General features: G+C 31.9%; 16 protein-coding genes. 5 read left to right on the top strand and 11 right to left on the bottom strand.

What is annotated here, in order from left to right:
* The first annotated feature begins 2 nt into the window (after positions 1 to 2).
* Positions 3 to 1,964, top strand: coding sequence for an ATP-dependent helicase (locus ACY3JJ_RS03955; protein ID WP_463092486.1), 1,962 nt, complete (start codon positions 3 to 5; stop codon positions 1,962 to 1,964).
* A 7-nt stretch (positions 1,965 to 1,971) separates the two neighbouring features.
* Here the strand turns inward: ACY3JJ_RS03955 and ACY3JJ_RS03960 are convergent, their stop codons facing one another.
* On the bottom strand, positions 1,972 to 2,256 hold the full coding sequence (locus tag ACY3JJ_RS03960; RefSeq protein ID WP_463092487.1) for a metal-sulfur cluster assembly factor: 285 nt from the start codon (positions 2,254 to 2,256) through the stop codon (positions 1,972 to 1,974).
* Positions 2,257 to 2,356: 100 nt separating this feature from the next.
* Here ACY3JJ_RS03960 and ACY3JJ_RS03965 point away from each other — a divergent pair, with 100 nt between their 5' ends.
* Positions 2,357 to 2,722: a response regulator transcription factor gene (locus ACY3JJ_RS03965; protein WP_463082466.1), complete on the top strand. Its 366-nt coding sequence runs from the start codon at positions 2,357 to 2,359 to the stop codon at positions 2,720 to 2,722.
* A gap of 7 nt (positions 2,723 to 2,729) precedes the next feature.
* Positions 2,730 to 5,174 (top strand): ATP-binding protein, encoded by a 2,445-nt coding sequence (locus ACY3JJ_RS03970; RefSeq protein WP_463092488.1) that lies wholly within the window; start codon positions 2,730 to 2,732, stop codon positions 5,172 to 5,174.
* Here the strand turns inward: ACY3JJ_RS03970 and guaB are convergent.
* Entirely contained in the window at positions 5,171 to 6,652 is a 1,482-nt protein-coding gene (guaB, locus tag ACY3JJ_RS03975; RefSeq protein WP_463092489.1) for an IMP dehydrogenase, read from the bottom strand. The two genes, ACY3JJ_RS03970 and guaB, sit on opposite strands and share 4 nt — an antisense overlap.
* Before the next feature lie 95 nt (positions 6,653 to 6,747).
* On the opposite strand from guaB, the gene ACY3JJ_RS03980 reads away from it, so the two are divergent.
* Positions 6,748 to 7,971: a TIGR04013 family B12-binding domain/radical SAM domain-containing protein gene (locus ACY3JJ_RS03980; RefSeq protein ID WP_463092490.1), complete on the top strand. Its 1,224-nt coding sequence runs from the start codon at positions 6,748 to 6,750 to the stop codon at positions 7,969 to 7,971.
* Here the strand turns inward: ACY3JJ_RS03980 and ACY3JJ_RS03985 are convergent.
* From ACY3JJ_RS03985 to ACY3JJ_RS04015, 7 genes are all read right to left on the bottom strand, one after another.
* Positions 7,947 to 8,813 (bottom strand): DMT family transporter, encoded by an 867-nt coding sequence (locus ACY3JJ_RS03985; RefSeq protein ID WP_463092491.1) that lies wholly within the window; start codon positions 8,811 to 8,813, stop codon positions 7,947 to 7,949. The genes ACY3JJ_RS03980 and ACY3JJ_RS03985 overlap by 25 nt on opposite strands.
* A 7-nt stretch (positions 8,814 to 8,820) precedes the next feature.
* Positions 8,821 to 9,660, bottom strand: coding sequence for a carboxylating nicotinate-nucleotide diphosphorylase (nadC, locus tag ACY3JJ_RS03990; RefSeq protein WP_463092492.1), 840 nt, complete (start codon positions 9,658 to 9,660; stop codon positions 8,821 to 8,823).
* Positions 9,620 to 11,248, bottom strand: a complete 1,629-nt coding sequence (nadB, locus tag ACY3JJ_RS03995; protein ID WP_463092493.1) for an L-aspartate oxidase — start codon at positions 11,246 to 11,248, stop codon at positions 9,620 to 9,622. Before nadB ends, nadC begins: the two co-directional genes overlap by 41 nt.
* Positions 11,245 to 12,138, bottom strand: a complete 894-nt coding sequence (gene nadA / locus ACY3JJ_RS04000) for a quinolinate synthase NadA (protein WP_463092494.1) — start codon at positions 12,136 to 12,138, stop codon at positions 11,245 to 11,247. Before nadA ends, nadB begins: the two co-directional genes overlap by 4 nt.
* A gap of 11 nt (positions 12,139 to 12,149) precedes the next feature.
* On the bottom strand, positions 12,150 to 12,437 hold the full coding sequence (locus tag ACY3JJ_RS04005; RefSeq protein ID WP_463092495.1) for a LapA family protein: 288 nt from the start codon (positions 12,435 to 12,437) through the stop codon (positions 12,150 to 12,152).
* 125 nt (positions 12,438 to 12,562) lie between these two features.
* Complete coding sequence (gene pduL / locus ACY3JJ_RS04010) at positions 12,563 to 13,168, bottom strand: phosphate propanoyltransferase (protein WP_463092496.1); 606 nt, start codon at positions 13,166 to 13,168, stop codon at positions 12,563 to 12,565.
* Positions 13,169 to 13,255: 87 nt separating this feature from the next.
* Positions 13,256 to 15,136, bottom strand: coding sequence for a DUF4914 family protein (locus tag ACY3JJ_RS04015; RefSeq protein WP_463092497.1), 1,881 nt, complete (start codon positions 15,134 to 15,136; stop codon positions 13,256 to 13,258).
* A gap of 173 nt (positions 15,137 to 15,309) precedes the next feature.
* Between ACY3JJ_RS04015 and ACY3JJ_RS04020 the strand changes: the two genes are divergently transcribed.
* On the top strand, positions 15,310 to 16,644 hold the full coding sequence (locus ACY3JJ_RS04020) for a bifunctional folylpolyglutamate synthase/dihydrofolate synthase (protein ID WP_463092498.1): 1,335 nt from the start codon (positions 15,310 to 15,312) through the stop codon (positions 16,642 to 16,644).
* Here the strand turns inward: ACY3JJ_RS04020 and pdo are convergent.
* Positions 16,641 to 17,324: a protein disulfide oxidoreductase gene (pdo, locus tag ACY3JJ_RS04025; protein ID WP_463082455.1), complete on the bottom strand. Its 684-nt coding sequence runs from the start codon at positions 17,322 to 17,324 to the stop codon at positions 16,641 to 16,643. The two genes, ACY3JJ_RS04020 and pdo, sit on opposite strands and share 4 nt — an antisense overlap.
* Before the next feature lie 2 nt (positions 17,325 to 17,326).
* Entirely contained in the window at positions 17,327 to 18,301 is a 975-nt protein-coding gene (gene trxB, locus ACY3JJ_RS04030) for a thioredoxin-disulfide reductase (protein ID WP_463092499.1), read from the bottom strand.
* Positions 18,302 to 18,349: the final 48 nt, after the last annotated feature.

The raw sequence follows: 18,349 nt of genomic DNA on the forward strand, positions 1-18,349 counted from the left end.
TTATGGATAACCAATTTAGTGATAAGAAAATTTATATTCTCCCTTCTAAAAAGAAGCAAGAATTTCTTAAACGTATAGAGAAGGACCTAAATGATGAACAGAAAAAGGTAGTTTTAGAAGCAGATGGTCCTTCCTTGGTTATTGCTGGACCTGGATCAGGAAAGACTCGTACAGTTATCTATAGAGTAGGATATCTTATTGCTTTAGGTTATTCTCCTAAGAATATTATGCTTTTAACTTTCACCAACCATGCCGCTAAAAACATGATAAACAGGGCTTCTGCTTTAATAGGAGAAAAGGCTGAAGATATATGGGGGGGTACTTTTCATCATGTAGGAAATAGAATTTTAAGAATATTTGGAAAGGAAATTGGAATGAGGGTAGATTATAACATATTGGATAGAGAGGATTCAGCAGATCTTATTGATGAATGTTTAGAGGAGCTGAGGGAGGAAGAATTAGGTAAAAATTTAGTTTTGGAAATATTTAGTTATAAGGTGAACACTGGGAAAAATTGGGATGAGGTTTTGAAAATAAAGGCTCCTCATATTATAGAAAAGGTAGATTTAATTGAGAGAGTTTTTAAAAGATATGAAGAGAGGAAAAAAGAGCTAAATCTTGTAGATTATGATGATCTACTTATGTTTTGGTATAAGCTTCTTATGGAAAAAGAGAAGGTAAAAAAAATCTTAAATGATAAATTTATCTGGCTTTTAGTAGATGAATATCAGGATACAAATTGGCTTCAAGGAGAAATTGTAAGACTTATGAGAGAAGAAAATAAAAATGTATTGGTAGTTGGAGATGATGCTCAAAGTATATATTCCTTTAGAGGGGCTACTATTGATAATATATTGAATTTTCCTAATATATTTTTAGGAACGAAGATTTTTTATTTAGAATATAACTATAGAAGTACACCCGAGATAATAGCTTTGGCTAATGAGATTATTAAGAGAAATGTAAATCAGTATCCTAAGACTATAAGACCCGTATTAAAAAGTGGATCTAAACCCAAATTAGTATGGGTAAGAGATGATGAAGAAGAAGCTCAATTTGTGGCAGAGATCATTAAAAATATGCATCAGGAAGGTATTAAATATAAGAATATGGGAGTACTTTTTAGGTCTAACTATCATTCTATGATTTTACAAATGGAGCTTACTACTCAAGGTATCCCATATGAGGTAAGAGGAGGTTTAAGATTTTTTGAACAAGCTCATATAAAAGATATGCTTTCCATATTAAAAATTCTATATAATCCCCAAGATGAACTTTCTGCCCAGAGATTTTTTAAATTGTTTCCAGGAATTGGTAGAGCTTATGCAAAAAAATTTGCATCTATTTTGAGAGAAACAAGAGATTTTGAAAGGATATTTCAGATCTCAGTAAGCGGTAGAACTTTAGATGGTTTAAGAAGGATAAGAGATTTATGGGATAAGATTAAGAATATCCCTTTAGATAGATTTTCAGATATTCTATTTGTTTTTTATAACGAAGAGTACAGAAATTATTTGGAAACTAAATATCCTGATTTTAAAGATAGAGAAAAGGATATTGTTCAACTTATTAATTTTTCTCAAAAATATAAGAATTTAGGCGATTTTTTAAGCGAACTTACCTTATATACCTATGCAGGAGAAAAATTAATAGAAGAAGAGGGAGAAGAAAAGGACTATGTGGTTTTATCTACTATTCATCAGGCAAAGGGTTTGGAATGGGATGTGGTTTTTATTCTCCGTTTAGCACAAGGAGAATTTCCTTCTTATAAAAGTATGGATAATTTAGAAGAAGAAAGGAGACTTTTTTATGTGGCAGTAACAAGAGCCAAAAGAGAACTTTTTGTTATTACTCACATAATGAAAAGATTAAAGGATATGAATATATTTAATAAGCCTTCCATATTTATCGAAGAGCTCCCTAAAGAGGAGCTCTTCGAAGAGTGGATTGTTAAGAAAGAATGATTAACTTTTATTGATTTTTTAAAATTTCATTTGCTTGTTCTGCAAATATAAAATCTACCACCTCTACATCTACATTTTTTACACCTTCTATTTCTTTAATGGCTTTTTTGATGGATAGAGCAAGTTGAATACCCAAAGGACAAAAAGGAGTTGTGGGTCTAAATACAACTTTCACATTTCCATCATTGTCTACTTCCAGTTTATCGATGGTATTAAGTGTTACCAAATCCATACCTACCTCAGGATCTATAATTTCTCTAAGTCTGTTTTCTATTTGCTCTTTTAAATTCATACCTTTCACCTCGTAATATTTTTTTTATTATAATATACTTGGTATAATAAGGTAAAATTAAAATTAAATTAATTAAATTAAAGATTTATTAGGAGGTATTATGAAGAAGATTCTAATAGTGGAAGATGAAGAAAATGTTAGAAGCCTTATCAGAGAAACCTTGGATTTTTTAAAAAAATATGAGATACACGAAGCTGGGACAGGGAGGGAAGCATTAGAGAAAATAAGAGAAGTACAACCCGATTTAGTAATTCTTGATATAATGCTTCCTGATATTGATGGTTATAGTATATGCGAACAAATAAAAGGTGATCCTTCTATGAATACCATGGTACTTATGCTTACAGCAAGGTCCAGCGAATTAGATAAAAAAGTAGGTTATAGTATGGGGGCAGATGAGTATATGACTAAACCTTTTGGTCTTGCGGATTTGATTTCTAAGGTAGAACTACTTTTAGGGGCATAGAAATTTTATGAAAGTTTACTATAATCAAAAGAGAGAAAACTTTTTATCTTTATTTAGAGGCTTAATTCTTTTTGTAGCTCTTCTTCTTGTAAAGTTAGATATTGTGCCTCCTACAGATGTAAGAGTATTTAATATTTTTCTCATTATTTCGTCCATCTATATATTATTTACTACTATTTTCCCTGTACATAAATATCCCTTTTTTTATAAGCATGAAATATTTGCCTCTATAGATGTTATATTAGTATCAATTCTGGTATATTTGACTGGGGGTATAAGTAGTGATTTATACTTATTCTTGGTTTTTCCAGTGGTAGCAGCAGCCTTTAGATATGATTTTAGGACTGCAATTCTTTCTGCTTTTTTAGTTACTCTTGTTTTTATTCTTTTTGGAATAATTCAGGGAATAAATGTAGTCTTAAGTTCTGCCTATATCAGAATTTTAGAACTTGGAATTATGGCTATCGTTTTGGCTCTGTTTTTAAATTATATTGGGAGAGAAAGTTTAAAGCTCGAACAGAAAATAAATGAAATGAAGATATTCTCTGATATAACTAAAGCTGTAAATTCATCCTTGGATACTAAAGAGGTTTTAGGACTTATTTTAGATTCTGCTGTTAAATTACTTGATGCTGATGGTGGAACCATCTTTCTTAAAGATAAAGAGACAGGGGATTTAATCTTTGAAAAGGCTATAGGAGAAAAGGGAGATTTATTAGAAGGTAAAAAGCTTGCAAAGGGAGAAGGAATAGTTAGTTGGGTTGTGGAGACAGGAAATCCTGCTATTGTAAATAATCCATCTAAAGATAAAAGGTTTAGTCAATATTATGACTATATATCAGGTTTCAAAACAGGTTCTATTTTATGTGTACCTCTTAAAGTTGGAGATGAAGTATTGGGAGCAATAGAAGTAGTTAATAGTACAAGGAATAAGAAATTTTCTAATTATGAATTAGAGATGCTTATTAATTTATCTTATGAAACTTCTATAGCTTTGCATAAGGCAATTCTTTACAGTAATGTAAATTTGGAAAGAGAAAAGATGAAAAAGATTCTTGAAAATGTTGGTGACGGACTAATAATTCTGGATGGGCGAAAAAGATTAAGTATGTGGAATAATGTAGCAAATAATTTCTTTAATATTACACAGGGAGATATTCAGAAAAGATGTACAGAAGTCTTAAAATGTAGAAATGCAAATGGAGAGTTGATGTGTTCTGAGTGTCCCCTTGATAAAATGGTTTTTCAGGGATTATCCTTACTTCAATATGAAATGAAAACTTGGAATGGGCAAAAAGAATATATTCTTGGATGTAACCTTTCTGGTATATGGGAAGGAAGAAAAGTAACTAATTTTATTTTAGCTCTTAGAGATATCAGTTTGATAAAAGAATTGGATAGAATGAAGTCAGAATTTGTAGCTAATGTTTCTCATGAGTTGAAGACTCCATTAACTGCAATAAAGGGTTATAGTGAGCTTTTAATGAAAATGAATCTCCCTCCAGAGAAAATAAAAAATTATCATCAGATCATATACAAGGAGGCAGAGAGGCTTACTCAACTTATAAATGATCTCTTGGATGTATCAAGAATTGAATCAGGAAGAATAGAACTTAGAAAAGATATGGTAGAGTTGAGAAGAATAATTAGAGAAAGAGCTTCTTTTTTTCAAACTCAAACTTCAAAGCACAAAATAATTTTGCAATTTCCAGAATATCCCACTCTTCTTTTAGGTGATTCAGCAAGACTTACACAGGTATTTCATAATCTTTTAGATAATGCTATAAAGTATTCCCCAAATGGAGGAAATGTATGGGTGAGAGTTACTGATAAAATGGAGGATATAATTATAGAGGTTCAAGATCAAGGAGTAGGAATACCTCCAGAGCATCTTCCCCATATATTTGATAGATTTTATCGGGTAGACAGTTCATTGAGAAAATCAACAAGTGGTACTGGTTTGGGGCTTTCAATAGTTAAGAGTATAGTAGAAGCCCATAATGGTAAAATATCTGTTAGTAGTAAGGTAGGAGAAGGTACTACCTTTACAATAAAATTGCCTCGAAGATATTCTTTAGTAGATCCTTTAACGGGAACGCTTTCTCTTCCTTACTTTTTCCCTATCCTTTGGAGAGAACTTTATAGAGAAAAATCATCTTTTGCCTTTGGTAAAATTGCTTATGAATTTGAAGGTCTTGTTTCGGAGAATTTAAGAAGATCCTCTATTTTTAATCTGGCATCATTAATAAAGGATAAATTAAGACCCAATGATCTTATAGGTCATGGTTTTGATAGATTTTATGTCTTTACCCGTTCTGTTATGGATATTGAAGAAAAAGTCTCCCATATCTCTTTGGGAGATATGGGAGCTATGAGATTGAAATTTAATTTTATTTCATCCACAAGTAAAACTATTGAAGAGGTAGTTAAATTAATAAATGAAGATTTTTAACGAGACTCCCATGTTGATATACTGTAATTAGGTGCTTCTTTTGTTATTATTACATCATGAGGATGGCTTTCTCTAAGTCCAGCATTAGTTATTTTTATAAATTTAGTTTTTGTTCTTAACTCTTCTAAATTTCTAACACCACAATACCCCATACCTGATTTAAGCCCACCTACAAGTTGGAAGATGACTTCTGAAACTGGTCCTCTATATGGTACTCGTCCCTCAATACCTTCTGGTACAAGTTTTTCTGAATTTTCTTGGAAATATCTATCTTTACTTCCTTCTTTCATTGCTGAGAGTGAGCCCATGCCTCTATATACTTTAAAGCTTCTACCTTGATATATCTCAATTTCTCCAGGGCTTTCTTCAGTACCAGCAAGTAGGCTTCCTAACATAACTGCATGAGCTCCTGCTGCTATTGCTTTTGTAATATCTCCAGAAAATTTTATTCCTCCGTCTGCAATTATTGGCACGTTATATTTTTTTGCCTCCTCAGCACATTCCCATATAGCTGTAAATTGTGGTACTCCTATACCTGCCACAACTCGAGTAGTACAAATGGACCCAGGTCCTATACCCACTTTAACTGCATCTGCTCCTGCTTCTATTAATGCTTTTGTGCCTTCTGCTGTTGCCACGTTACCCGCAATTATTACTATATTGTCTTTAAATAATTTTTTTAATCCTTTAACAGTTTCTAATACTTTTTTATGATGTCCATGGGCCGTATCAACTACAATAACATCTACTTCAGCTTCCACTAATGCTTTTGCTCTTTCAATAGCCTCTGAGCCTACCCCTATAGCAGCACCAGCCAAAAGCCTACCTTTACTATCTTTTGCTGCATTAGGATATTGTTTCATTTTTTGAATGTCCTTTATTGTAATAAGACCCTTTAATTTATAATCTTTATCTACAATAGGAAGTTTTTCAATTTTATATCTTTGTAGAATTTCTTGGGCATCCTTAATAGTTACACCAACTTGAGCAACTATAAGATTTTCTTTTGTCATTACTTCGTATATTTTTTTGTTCATATCAGTTTCAAATCTTAGATCTCTATTAGTAACTATCCCTACAAGCTTACCATTTTTTTCTACAACAGGTAATCCTGAAATGTGGTATTTTGCCATGATATTTAAGGCATCACCGACAGTTTGATCTGGATATAGGAATATGGGATCTGTAATCATACCATGTTCTGATCTTTTTACCTTGTCTACCTCCTCTGCTTGTTTTTCAATGGAAAGATTTCTATGAATAATCCCTAAGCCTCCCTCTCTTGCCATGGCAATAGCCATTCTTGCTTCTGTTACTGTGTCCATTGCGGCACTTAATATGGGTATATTTAGATGAATCTTTTCAGTAATATATGTATCGACACTTACTTCTTTTGGGGTTACTTCACTGTATGCTGGTACTAATAGTATATCATCAAAAGTTAGAGCTTCTCCTAAGAATCTTTCATTAAAATTCATAACCTTTTTAGCCTCCTTCTCGGTTGGAAAGTTTTCAATTATTTTATTTAAGGGAGATTTAAAAGTCAAATTTAAATTTGTAAAATAAGAAATATATGGAATATAAATTATTTTTCTATGACTCTAAGGAAAACAAATATAGTATAAATGCTCTTCTTGGAGCAGTAGAAGGGGATAAAGAGCTAAAAGAACTTCCAATATTATTTTTTGAAAAAATAGATGATTTATTTTTCGAAAGAGATTTAAGAAATAGTATTTTATGTTTTTCCTTTTTTACTACTCAATTTTTTGAAATAAAAGATATATTAGGAAAGCTCAGGGAACTTAAAAAGAGTAATGAGAATCTTTATTTTGTGGCAGGTGGACCTCATCCATCGGGAGATCCCCAGGGAGTATTAGATATGGGATTTGATATTGTGGTAAAGGGAGAGGGAGAAAGAATATTTCCAAACTTAATAAAAGAGATAGTTAGTGGTAAAAAAATTTTTGGAATATTTCATGATAAAAAGAAAATTGATTTAAACGATTACTTCCCTTTCTCAAAAAAATTTGGTAGGTTTGGACCTATTGAAATAAGCAGAGGTTGTCCTTTTGGGTGCTACTTTTGTCAGACACCAAGAATTTTTAGTGGAATTATGAGGCATAGGAGTATAGAAAAAATATTGGAAATTGTGGAAGTTATGGTAAAAAGAAATTTAAAAGATATAAGATTTATTACACCTAATGCTTTTGCTTATGGATCTTCTGATGGTATGACAATAAATCTTAAAAAATTAGAAGAATTACTTATTGAAATTAGAAAAATTATTGGAAAAGAAGGAAGAATATTTTTTGGATCTTTCCCTTCAGAAGTAAGACCAGAACATGTTTTACCTGAAACTGTAGAGCTGATAAAGTTATATGCTAATAATGACAATATCGTAATAGGAGCTCAATCTGGTAGTCAGAGGATTTTAGATTTAGCTCATAGAAGGCATAAAGTAGAAGATGTTTATAGAGCTGTAGAAACTGCTACTTACTATGGTCTCAAGGTGAATGTGGATTTCATATTTGGATTACCATATGAAAATGAGGATGATATAAACCAGACAGTCAAAATGATAGAAGATTTAGTAAAAATGGGAGCAAAGATTCATGCTCATACCTTTATGCCTCTTCCTGGAACTCCTTTTGAGAATTTTCCTCCAGGTAAATTTGATAAGTATATGAGGAAAGTTATAAATAAACTTCTTCCAAAAGGTGTAGTTTTTGGAAATTTTAGAGAACAAGAGGAAATAGCTTGGAAATTATACAATTATTTTTCTTCTAAAGAAGCATAGAATACCGCTATTATTATTAAACCTATTCCTATAAGTTTATATAGATTTGTAGTTTCTCTTAAGAAGATGACTGAGAAAAAAGTTGCTATAACTGTTTCACCTATTAATACTATAGAAGTAAAGGTAGGAGATAAAATTCTAATAGCATAATTGGTAGAAGAATGACCTATTAACTGTGGTATTAGGGCAAGAAGCAAAAAATTTAGGTATGTATAGGCAGAATATCCTATTAAAGGTATTTTTAAGAGGATAGTAATTAAAAGTAAGCATATTCCTGCAATAGAATATACATAGGTAATATATGAGATGAAGGATATTTCCTTTGAGAGATATCTACCTGTATATATATAAATAGCAAAGGTTAAAGCACCTATAATAGATAATATTTCACCTTTTCCTATTTGGATTTTTAAATCATTGTTATAGGTTATAAGAAACACACCTATAAGGGCTACTAATACTGAAAGGTAGAATTTTTTTGATGGTATTTTTTTCTCTATAATTGATGCTAAGATAGATATAAATATGGGACTTGTATTTACAAGTACCACAGCATTAGCCACAGAAGTTAGAAAGAGAGCAGAGATCCATGTGTAAAAATGAATACCTAAGGATAATCCTGCAAAAGTTAATAATATATTGTTAAATATCTTAGAGCATATCTTTACCTTCTTGTAATTCATTAAGGAAAGAATAAGAGATGATATTAATAAACGGTATGATGCTATAACAAGGGGAGGAGCTTTTGTCAGCTTAATAATAATGGAAGCAGAAGCCATAGCTGTTATGCCAATTAAAAGGAAGATATATGCTTTTTCCTTTTGGGTTTTGGTTTTCAACATTGGAATATTATTCTATTTCCAAGCTTAGATCTAAACTTTTCACTGAATGAGTTAGTTTTCCCATAGATATAAAGTCTACACCTAATTTAGCAATAGATTCTAAATTTTCTATGGATATTCCTCCTGAAACTTCTATTAATGCTTTTCCTTTTGCTATTTTTACACATTCTTCTATGGTTTTTAAATCCATATTATCCAACAATACCATATCTACATTATTTTCTAATGCTTCCTTTAGTTCCTCAATATTTTTTATTTCTACTTCTATTTTATATATGTGAGATAGGTTTTTCCTAATCCTTTTGATTGCTTCAGTGATACTTCCTGCAAATTTTATATGATTATCTTTTATTAATACCATATCGTATAGTGCAAATCTGTGATTTTCTCCTCCACCAACCTTTACTGCATATTTTTCAAGAATTCTTAGGAGGGGCGTTGTTTTTCTTGTATCTAAAATTTTAACATTGTATGGACTTACTATATCAACACATCTTCTTGTATAGGTTGCAATACCAGATAATCTTTGTAAAAAGTTTAGAGCTGTTCTTTCTCCTGAAAGTATAGCTCTTGTTTTTCCATATATTTCGAGTATTATGTCTCCTATTCTAATGGAATCACCATCTTTATACTTTTCATTGAATTTTACATCTGCATCAAGATATTTAAAAACTTCTTTTACTACAGTTAGGCCAGCAATAATACCATTATCTTTTGACAAAATAAAAGCCTTTGATCTCATATCTTCTGGAACGATACTATCGGTTGTAATATCTCCTGTACCAATATCTTCAATTAAAGCTTCTTCAACGATCTTTTTTAAAAGATGGTGGGGAATTGACCTCACGATATATTACCTCCTTATCTTTTTCCCAAATTATATGTTTTTTCCATTCTTTTTTTGAGGTAGGAAAATCTATTCTAAAATGAGCACCACGACTTTCCTTTCTTAGAATAGCTGATCTTATCATCAATAAAGAAAGGGTTAACATATTTTTGTATTCAAAAAAGTTTCTATTTTTCATATATACTCCGTTTATCTCTTCCATTAAATCAATTATTTCTCTTTCACTTTCCTTCAGTTTACTTTCTTCCCTTATAATTCCTACTTTATCCCACATAAGAGTTTTTAGTTTTTGTGTTTTCTCCTTTAAAGATTTGTCATTTTCAATTTCTTTTAAATTTAGGTTTTCATCATATTCTGAGATCAAAGATGGGTTATCATTTAATATAGCATCAATACATCTCTTACCAAAAACAAGCCCTTCCAGTAGAGAATTACTAGCAAGTCTATTAGCTCCATGCAGTCCTGTACAAGCTACTTCTCCACAAGCATATAAATTTCTTATGGATGTTCTTCCATATTCATCAGTTTCTATTCCCCCCATAAAATAGTGGGCAGCAGGTGATATAGGGACAAGGTCTTTTGTTATATCTATTCCATATTCCAAGCATTTTTTGTATATATTAGGAAATCTTCTCTTTATTTTATTTTCTCCAATTGGTCTTAAATCAAGATATACATCTTTTTGTGTTTCTAATATTTCAAAGTATATAGCCCTTGTGACTATGTCTCTTGGGGCTAATTCTCCCAAAGGATGATAATTAAGCATAAACCTCTCTCCATAGGAGTTTATAAGTCTTCCTCCTTCGCCTCTTACTGCTTCGGAGATAAGGAATCTTTGTGGGGCATCTATTTTTAATGCAGTTGGGTGAAACTGGAAAAATTCAAGATCCATAATTCTTGCTCCCGCCCTAAAAGCAGATACTATACCATCTCCTGTGGCAATGAGAGGATTAGTGGTATGAAGGTATAACTGTCCTGCTCCACCAGTGGCTAATATGATATAACTGCTAAGATATATTGAAATTTCATTCGTTTTTGAATTAAGAAAAATACATCCATAAGCCTGATTATCAAGGGTCAATATATCAATAAGCATATGATTATGAAATAATCTAATATTATCTTTATCTTTAATTTTTTTAATTAGAGTACAAGCTACTTCGTATCCTGTAGCATCTCCATGGGCATGGATTATTCTCCTTCTACTATGGGCAGCCTCTTTTGTGAAGGAAAGTCCATTTTTTTTATCAAAATTCACACCTAATTTTATTAAATCTCTAACCCTATCTATTCCTTCTTCCACAACAATTCTTACTATTTTTTCCTCATTAAAATCTGCCCCAGCTAAAATAGTATCTTTGAAGTGTAATTCGGGAGAATCATCAGGAGCTAATGCTACTGCAATTCCTCCTTGGGCATAATAAGTATTACTTTCCTCTATTTTATCCTTTGTGAAAAGACCAACTTTAAATTGAGGGGGAATGTAGTAGGCTGAAATTAAGCCTGCTATTCCACTTCCAACAATTATTATGTCAAATTTTTCTGTTGTATTTTTTGATTTGAAATTAGCAATATATCTATCTATCATAAGGATAGCATTCTCTCAATCGGTATTAATGCTTTTTCTCTTATATGATCTGGTACCTTTACTTGTGGAGATAAATCTTCCAGAGACCATAATATTTTTTCTAATGTGATTTTTTTCATGTTAGCACATACTGCAAGTGGGGATGCCAGGAAGAATTCTTTATTGGGAATTTCTTTCCTTAGTCTGTGTAGTAATCCTGCTTCGGTGCCTATTATATATCTATTATGATCATCTTCTTTTACATACTTAATAATTCCACTTGTACTTGCTACTTTATCAGCTAAGTCTAATACCTCTTTTCTGCATTCTGGGTGTACCACTATTTTAGCATCTTTATGTTTTTCTTTAAGTTCCAATATATTTTGAGGAAGAATTCTTTGATGAGTAGGACAAAATCCATCCCAAATTATCATTTCTTTCTTAGTATGCTTACTTACATAATAGCCTAAATTTCGGTCTGGTACGAAGATGATTTTATCCTCTGAAATTTTATCTACTACAGAGACTGCATTGGCAGAGGTACAAATATAGTCACTTAATGCTTTTACTTCTGCGGTTGTATTTATATAACTAACAACAACATAATTTTTATATTTTTCTTTTAATTTTAAAATATCTGCTGGGGTTATAGAATTAGCTAAAGGGCACCCTGCATGTAAGTCAGGTAGAACTACTATCTTATCTGGAGCAAGAATAGAAGCTGTTTCTGCCATAAAATGTACTCCACAAAAAATTATTACTTTTTCTTTAACCTCCTTTGCTATCCTTGCAAGTTCTAATGAGTCTCCTACAAAATCAGCTATATCTTGTACTTCAGGAAGTTGATAATTATGAGCTAATATAACAGCGTCTCTTTCTTTTTTTAATTTTTTTATCTTTTCCTCTATCATTTTTTCACCTCTTAGTTTCCTGGAGATATTTCTTGCTCCTTATTTACCTTAAATTGTTTTTCATAATCTTTTATTTTTCTGTTTAATTTCGATATTTCTCGTTTATATTTAAACAATACTGGTAATATACTGATAAAAGCTAAGAGAACTCCAATTGCAAAAGTAATAAAAAGTACTGTAGAAATTTTAGTTGTAAGAGACCAATATATGAAGTAGATTACAACATCAGTTTGATTTTGAAATGAAAAAATTAAAGCTATGATTATTCCCAAAAGAAGTATAATAATTAAGTTGGACAAAAAAAATCACCTCCTTGAAATTCATTTTATCTATTAATTATATCTAAAATTGTGTAAATAAAAAGAGAGGAAGAAATTAATTTTCTTCCTCTCTTTTTAAGGAATTTTTGTTTTAATTTTTTTAGCTATGTCTTTTGCAAAAGCTTTACTGGCTCAAAGACAACTGTAGCTATATCTCCGTTCTTAACAAAAGCAGCATTTGCCTCGTCCGTATCAATATGAAATTCCCAGGCATATTTGTCGCTTACTCTTATTAAGACATTTTCAAATACTACAGCTCTTATTCCTTCTACTTTTACCTTTACAATCTGCTTGTCAACAAGTCCCAACTCATCTGCCATATTTTTTGGAGTGTGTATATGTCTCCATGCAACAATTACCCCTTTAGGAATCTCAATCTCTCCTAATGGTCCTCTAATCTTTATTCCGGGTGTTCCTTCTACATCACCAGAGTCCTTTATAGGAGGAATTGGTTGAATTCCTAAATAAATAGCATCAGTTATTGCTAATTCTACTTGAGTATTTTTTCTTGTTGGCCCTAATACTCTTAACTTTAGAGATCTTTTAGGACCAATTACTTCTACCTCTTCTTCTGCTGCGTATTGTCCTGGCTGTGATAAAGGTTTATAAGGATGCAACTCGTAACCTTTTCCGAATAACCTCTCCAGATCATCCTGAGAGAGGTGGACATGGCGTGCAGACACGCCTATTGGTACTTTTACTTCTTTCATTTTTATATTCCTCCTCGAATATAAAATCTTTTTCCTATTTATAGTTATACCACTTATATATAATTTTTAAAAGAGAAAAAATATTTTTTATCTTCGAGGAGGAATTAGTTTTATATAATCCTCTAAGCTCCCATCATCTAAACAACATTCAATAATTCTTTTCCCTAAGGGGTCAAGATCTAAGGTCATAAATTTTTTAAGCTCTTTTTTGAAGAAATTTTTAAGTATTTCTGCTCCAGCGTCATAGGCTTCTGGTCCTACTTCTGGTTGTTGGTCTACTTGAAGAAATGCCTTTGGTATATAGTGACCTTCAACTTTTACCATTTCTAAGGCATATCCCAACAAAGGACATCTTGCGGGTCTTAATTGCTCTGGTCTGAGTCTAGCACTTCCTCTTTTAGCTAAGTACTCTCTTACTATCCACTCTGGCATAAATCCTACCCTATAAACACCAATATACTGATTAGGCACAAGTATATATTGAGTATTAGGATAATCTAATATTTGCTGTAAAAGGAGATTGGCTTGTTTTACCATTTTTCCTGTAGCAAAAGGCCAATAAGATCCTACTCCTTCACTACTCATTAAATCTCCATCAGTTACACTTGGGTTATCATACCCTCTTGGGCTTACAAGTCTCCAAAGCCAAGCAAGGGCAGGTGGAAGCACATGGAAAAGACCTACTATTCCATAAGTTGGTTTTTCTTTTGTACATGGTGGGGTTCTGAAACCAAAACTTCTTACATCTATTTCTATAGGTTCGTCTACAATATTTGGTATAAATCTTCTTGGAATTATAACTCTTGGATTTGGACATGGTTTACCAGGCTCATCCATAGTATGTTCCCATATTAAGGCAGTAGCATCAGGGTGTCCCTCAATATTTAAGAAGATTAATGGCTCAGGTGGATGTATAGTAAGCCTTTCAAGTTGAGGCTCAGTACCGTAGCTTTTAATATTATCTAATCTTACAAACCACCCTTGTTCTGCGTCCTTTACTGCCATTTTGCCTCTTCCTGTCTGTAACTTAGGATGGCACATTGCCATATCATCAGTTACAGGATGAATTTCACAAGATTCTTGAATTTCTATATAAAATTTTTCTCCTGTAATGATATTTGTACCTAATAATACTCGGTTGTCTTTTTCTCTGTGCATCTGTTGTAGTAGTTCGCTTTTTCCACCACCGCTTGCTCCTTCATGCATTATAGTTAATACATTATCATAAGGTGTTATTATTTTTACTGTTGAGGCATGTGCAGTAACCCAGCCTTCCATTTCTCCTATATTTAACAGTACTCCATATATTCCCTTTTTTGCACTGGGCCCAGGGTATAAATTATATGAAAAAACCTCATGATGGTTATTTATTCTATTATGTACTACGACTTGTTTTCCTCCAAAATGAGTATGTCTAAAAGGAGGGGCTACATATACTATGGCTATAGGCTCAAAATTTGTTCTTATTTGGCTTTTAGGTATAAAACCTTGAATATCAGCAAGTGCTCCAGCAAAAAAAGCAGCGTTAGAAGGGCAAATTAATAGGGAAGGGTATCCTAATTCTTTTCCACCAGACATAAATGGCATGACTATAAGTTCTTGTGATTTTAGCCATTCAAAGGTTTTTTCTCTTAATGTATCAAAATCTTCTCCAAACCTTTCCTTAAATGTAGGTTTATCTGTATCACCTTCGTCGCCAACTACTAAGCTATCTGGATCTCTTCTTCTCATATATACATCAGGATAATTTATTACAATTCCGTTTTTGCATTTTGTTACTATAGCCTCTACCACTTCTCCTTTTCCAGGTACATCGTATTTTACTTTAAATTCTTTATTATCCTTTCCTCCTATAGCGAGCTCAAAAAATTCTTCTCTTTTCTCTGGTATTATGACTTTTTTACATGAAAGGAGGATATCTTTTACTTCTTTTGGAACTATAAAGTAGGATACCTCTTCTATTAGCATAATTTAATCGCTCTCCTTTCTAACATTTTTATAAATAAACAAAGACCAATATTTCTATCCTCATTGATGAGGGAAATATTGGTCATCTTTGAACCTTTATTAGTTCAAGGATAAATTTATCACAAAAAGATGTTAAAATCAATTAAAGATTATTAAAATGGGAGGAATAGGAAGTGAAATATAAGGATGCTTTAGATTACATATATGGTTTTATAAATTATGAGAAAAACTTAGATAAATTAACTTATGAGGAGAAAAAGTTTTATTTAGAGAGAATGAAATATCTTTTAAATCTTATGGGAAATCCCCAAAATAATCTTAAATCTATTCATATAGCTGGAACAAAAGGTAAGGGATCTACATCTGCCTTTATTTTTTCAGTACTAAAAGAAGCAGGATATAGGGTGGGATTATATACTTCACCTCATTTGCAAACCTTAAGAGAGAGAATTAGGATTGATCGTGGATTAATTTCTGAAGAGGAATTGGTTGATCTTGTAAATATTGCTAAACCTTATATTGAAGAAGCCAAAAAGCATCCTATTTATGGTTCTCCTACTTTCTTTGAAATATTAACAGCTTTGTCTTTTCTATACTTTTCTATCAAAAAAGTCGATTTTGCAGTTATTGAAGTAGGATTAGGAGGAAGGTTAGATGCTACCAATGTTATATTGCCTTTAGTATCTGTAATTACTCCTATAGGTTATGATCATATGCATATTTTAGGAAACACTTTATCCCAAATAGCTTTTGAAAAGGCTGGCATTATTAAGGAAAATATACCAGTAATCTCATCTTTACAAGAGGAAGAGGCATGGAATGTGGTTAAAAAAGTGGCTATTGAGAGAAGGGCTCCTATAATTAAAATAGATGAAAAATATAGTTGGAAAAGATTGTCATTTAGTAATTTGGGTCAGGAATTTTCAATAAGTGATGGTTCATATGAAAAAATATATTTTATACCTTTATTGGGTAATCATCAGATAATTAATGCTGTTACTGCTTATGGGGTTTTAGAAGTTTTAAAGTCAAAATATTTTATTGATATTGATAACGAGAGTATAAGAAAAGGTTTTTCAAGGGTTGAATGGAAAGGTAGATTTCAAATTTTAAAGGAAAACCCAATGGTAGTTTTAGATGGTGCTCATAATATCTCTTCTGCTAAAGCTTTAAGAGATACTATCACAGAATATATAAAATATGATAAATTATTTCTAATCTGCGGTATGATGAAAGATAAGGATGCTTTAGGCTTTGTCTCTACTTTAGATCCATTGGTTTATAGCTATCATTTTGTTCCATTACCTACTAATAGAACAAGAACTCCTGATGAACTTTCAAGAATAGTAAACAGCTTCTCTGTAAAAGATGCTTTTTCTTATGTAGATTTTAAAGAAGCATATGAAGATGTGATAAAGAAGGCCTCACCTACTGACTTAATATTAATTACTGGATCTTTGTATTTAGTAGGTGAGGCTTTAGACCATTTCTTTGGTAAATTAGACTAATCTTTTAGGGCAGATTTAAAATATTCAAGAAATACATTTTCAGGAACAGCACCTTCTATCTCAACCTTTTCATTGATTATGGTTTTTGGTACTCCAGTTACTTCATATTTTTCTGCTAGATGTGGAAATTCAATTGCTTCAATCATATCTGCTGTGATTAATGGATTCTCCATAGCAAATTGATGGGCTAGCCTTACAGCTCTTGGACAATATGGACAGGTAGGTGTGACAAAAACTTGTATATGTACAGGTTTATCTACTGTCTTAAGAAATGACTTTGTTGTAGGAGAGAGTTGAGTTTCTCCTCTTGAAATATCAATGAGGTCTTCTATTAAACTTGAGAACTCATAACCTGATGGTATTCCGAAATACCTTACTCCTAAAACATTATTATTTTTCTCAAAAAGTATGGCAGGTATTTTATCCACATTATATTTTTTAGCAATAATCTCATCTGTGAGGAAATCATGTACCTCAAGTTCTAATAGATCAGAAAGTCCAGTTAATTCTTCCAAAATTTCTCTTGTTTGTTGACAATAGGGGCATTCTATTCTTCCCGGAACTACAAGTTTGCTCCCTGCAGCCTTTTCACTGAATAATATTATTTTTACTTTATCTTTTAGATTTTCCCTAAAAAGATTTTCTAAATACTGACGATCCTCTTCTTTTAAAAGAGCCATTATTATACCTCCTTATTATATTTAATATCTTCTAAAAATTTACTTGCTTCCATGCCTGCTATAGCACCATCTGCAACAGCAGTTACTATTTGTCTTAATATTTTTCCGCGTACATCTCCAGCAGCATATATACCTGGTACTGAAGTATGCATCTTTTCATCTGTTATTATAAAACCATCTTTATCTAAATTCAAAATATCTTTAAAAATTTCTGTATTTGGTATTAGTCCAACGTAGATAAAGACTCCATCTATCGGCAATTGTTTAATCTCATTGGTTTTTACATCTTGTAATATTAATCTTTCCACTTTTTTATCACCCTCAATAGCCTTGACTATATGACTCCATAAAAACTTAATTTTAGGATTGGAAAAGGCTTTTTGTTGTGTAATCTTTTCAGCTCTTAAAGTATCTCTTCTGTGAATTAATATAACTTCTTCTGCAAATTTCGTCAGGTAGATGGCTTCTTCAACAGCAGAGTCTCCTCCTCCTACCACTGCTACTCTTTTACCTGTAAAGAATGCTCCATCACATACAGCACAGTAAGAGACACCTTTTCCTATGAATTCTTCTTCTCCTGGTACTTCTAATTTTCTTGGTCTTGTTCCTGTTGCTATAATAAGGGTTGGAGCTCTATATATACCATTAGATGTTTCAATAATTTTCCATACGCCATCAATACGAAAATTGAGAACATCTGCCTCTAATATTTTAGAACCAAATTTTTTTGCTTGGATTTCCATTCTTTTAACTAATTCTTCTCCTGTTATTCCCTCAGGAAATCCGGGATAATTGTCAATTTTTTCAGTTAAGGCTGCATTTCCTCCAATTATTGCTTTTTCAATAATCAAGGTCTTCCATAAGTTTCTTCCAGCATAAATACCTGCAGTGAGTCCTGCTGGTCCTCCTCCTAATATTATTACTTCTTGCTCTTCTTCAATTTTATCCATAGGCTTTGCGATAGAAATAAAATCCATATTTTACTATCACCTCCTTTATATATACCATATGGAGTATATCAGAAA

This window comes from Dictyoglomus sp. DH (genome assembly GCF_055181375.1).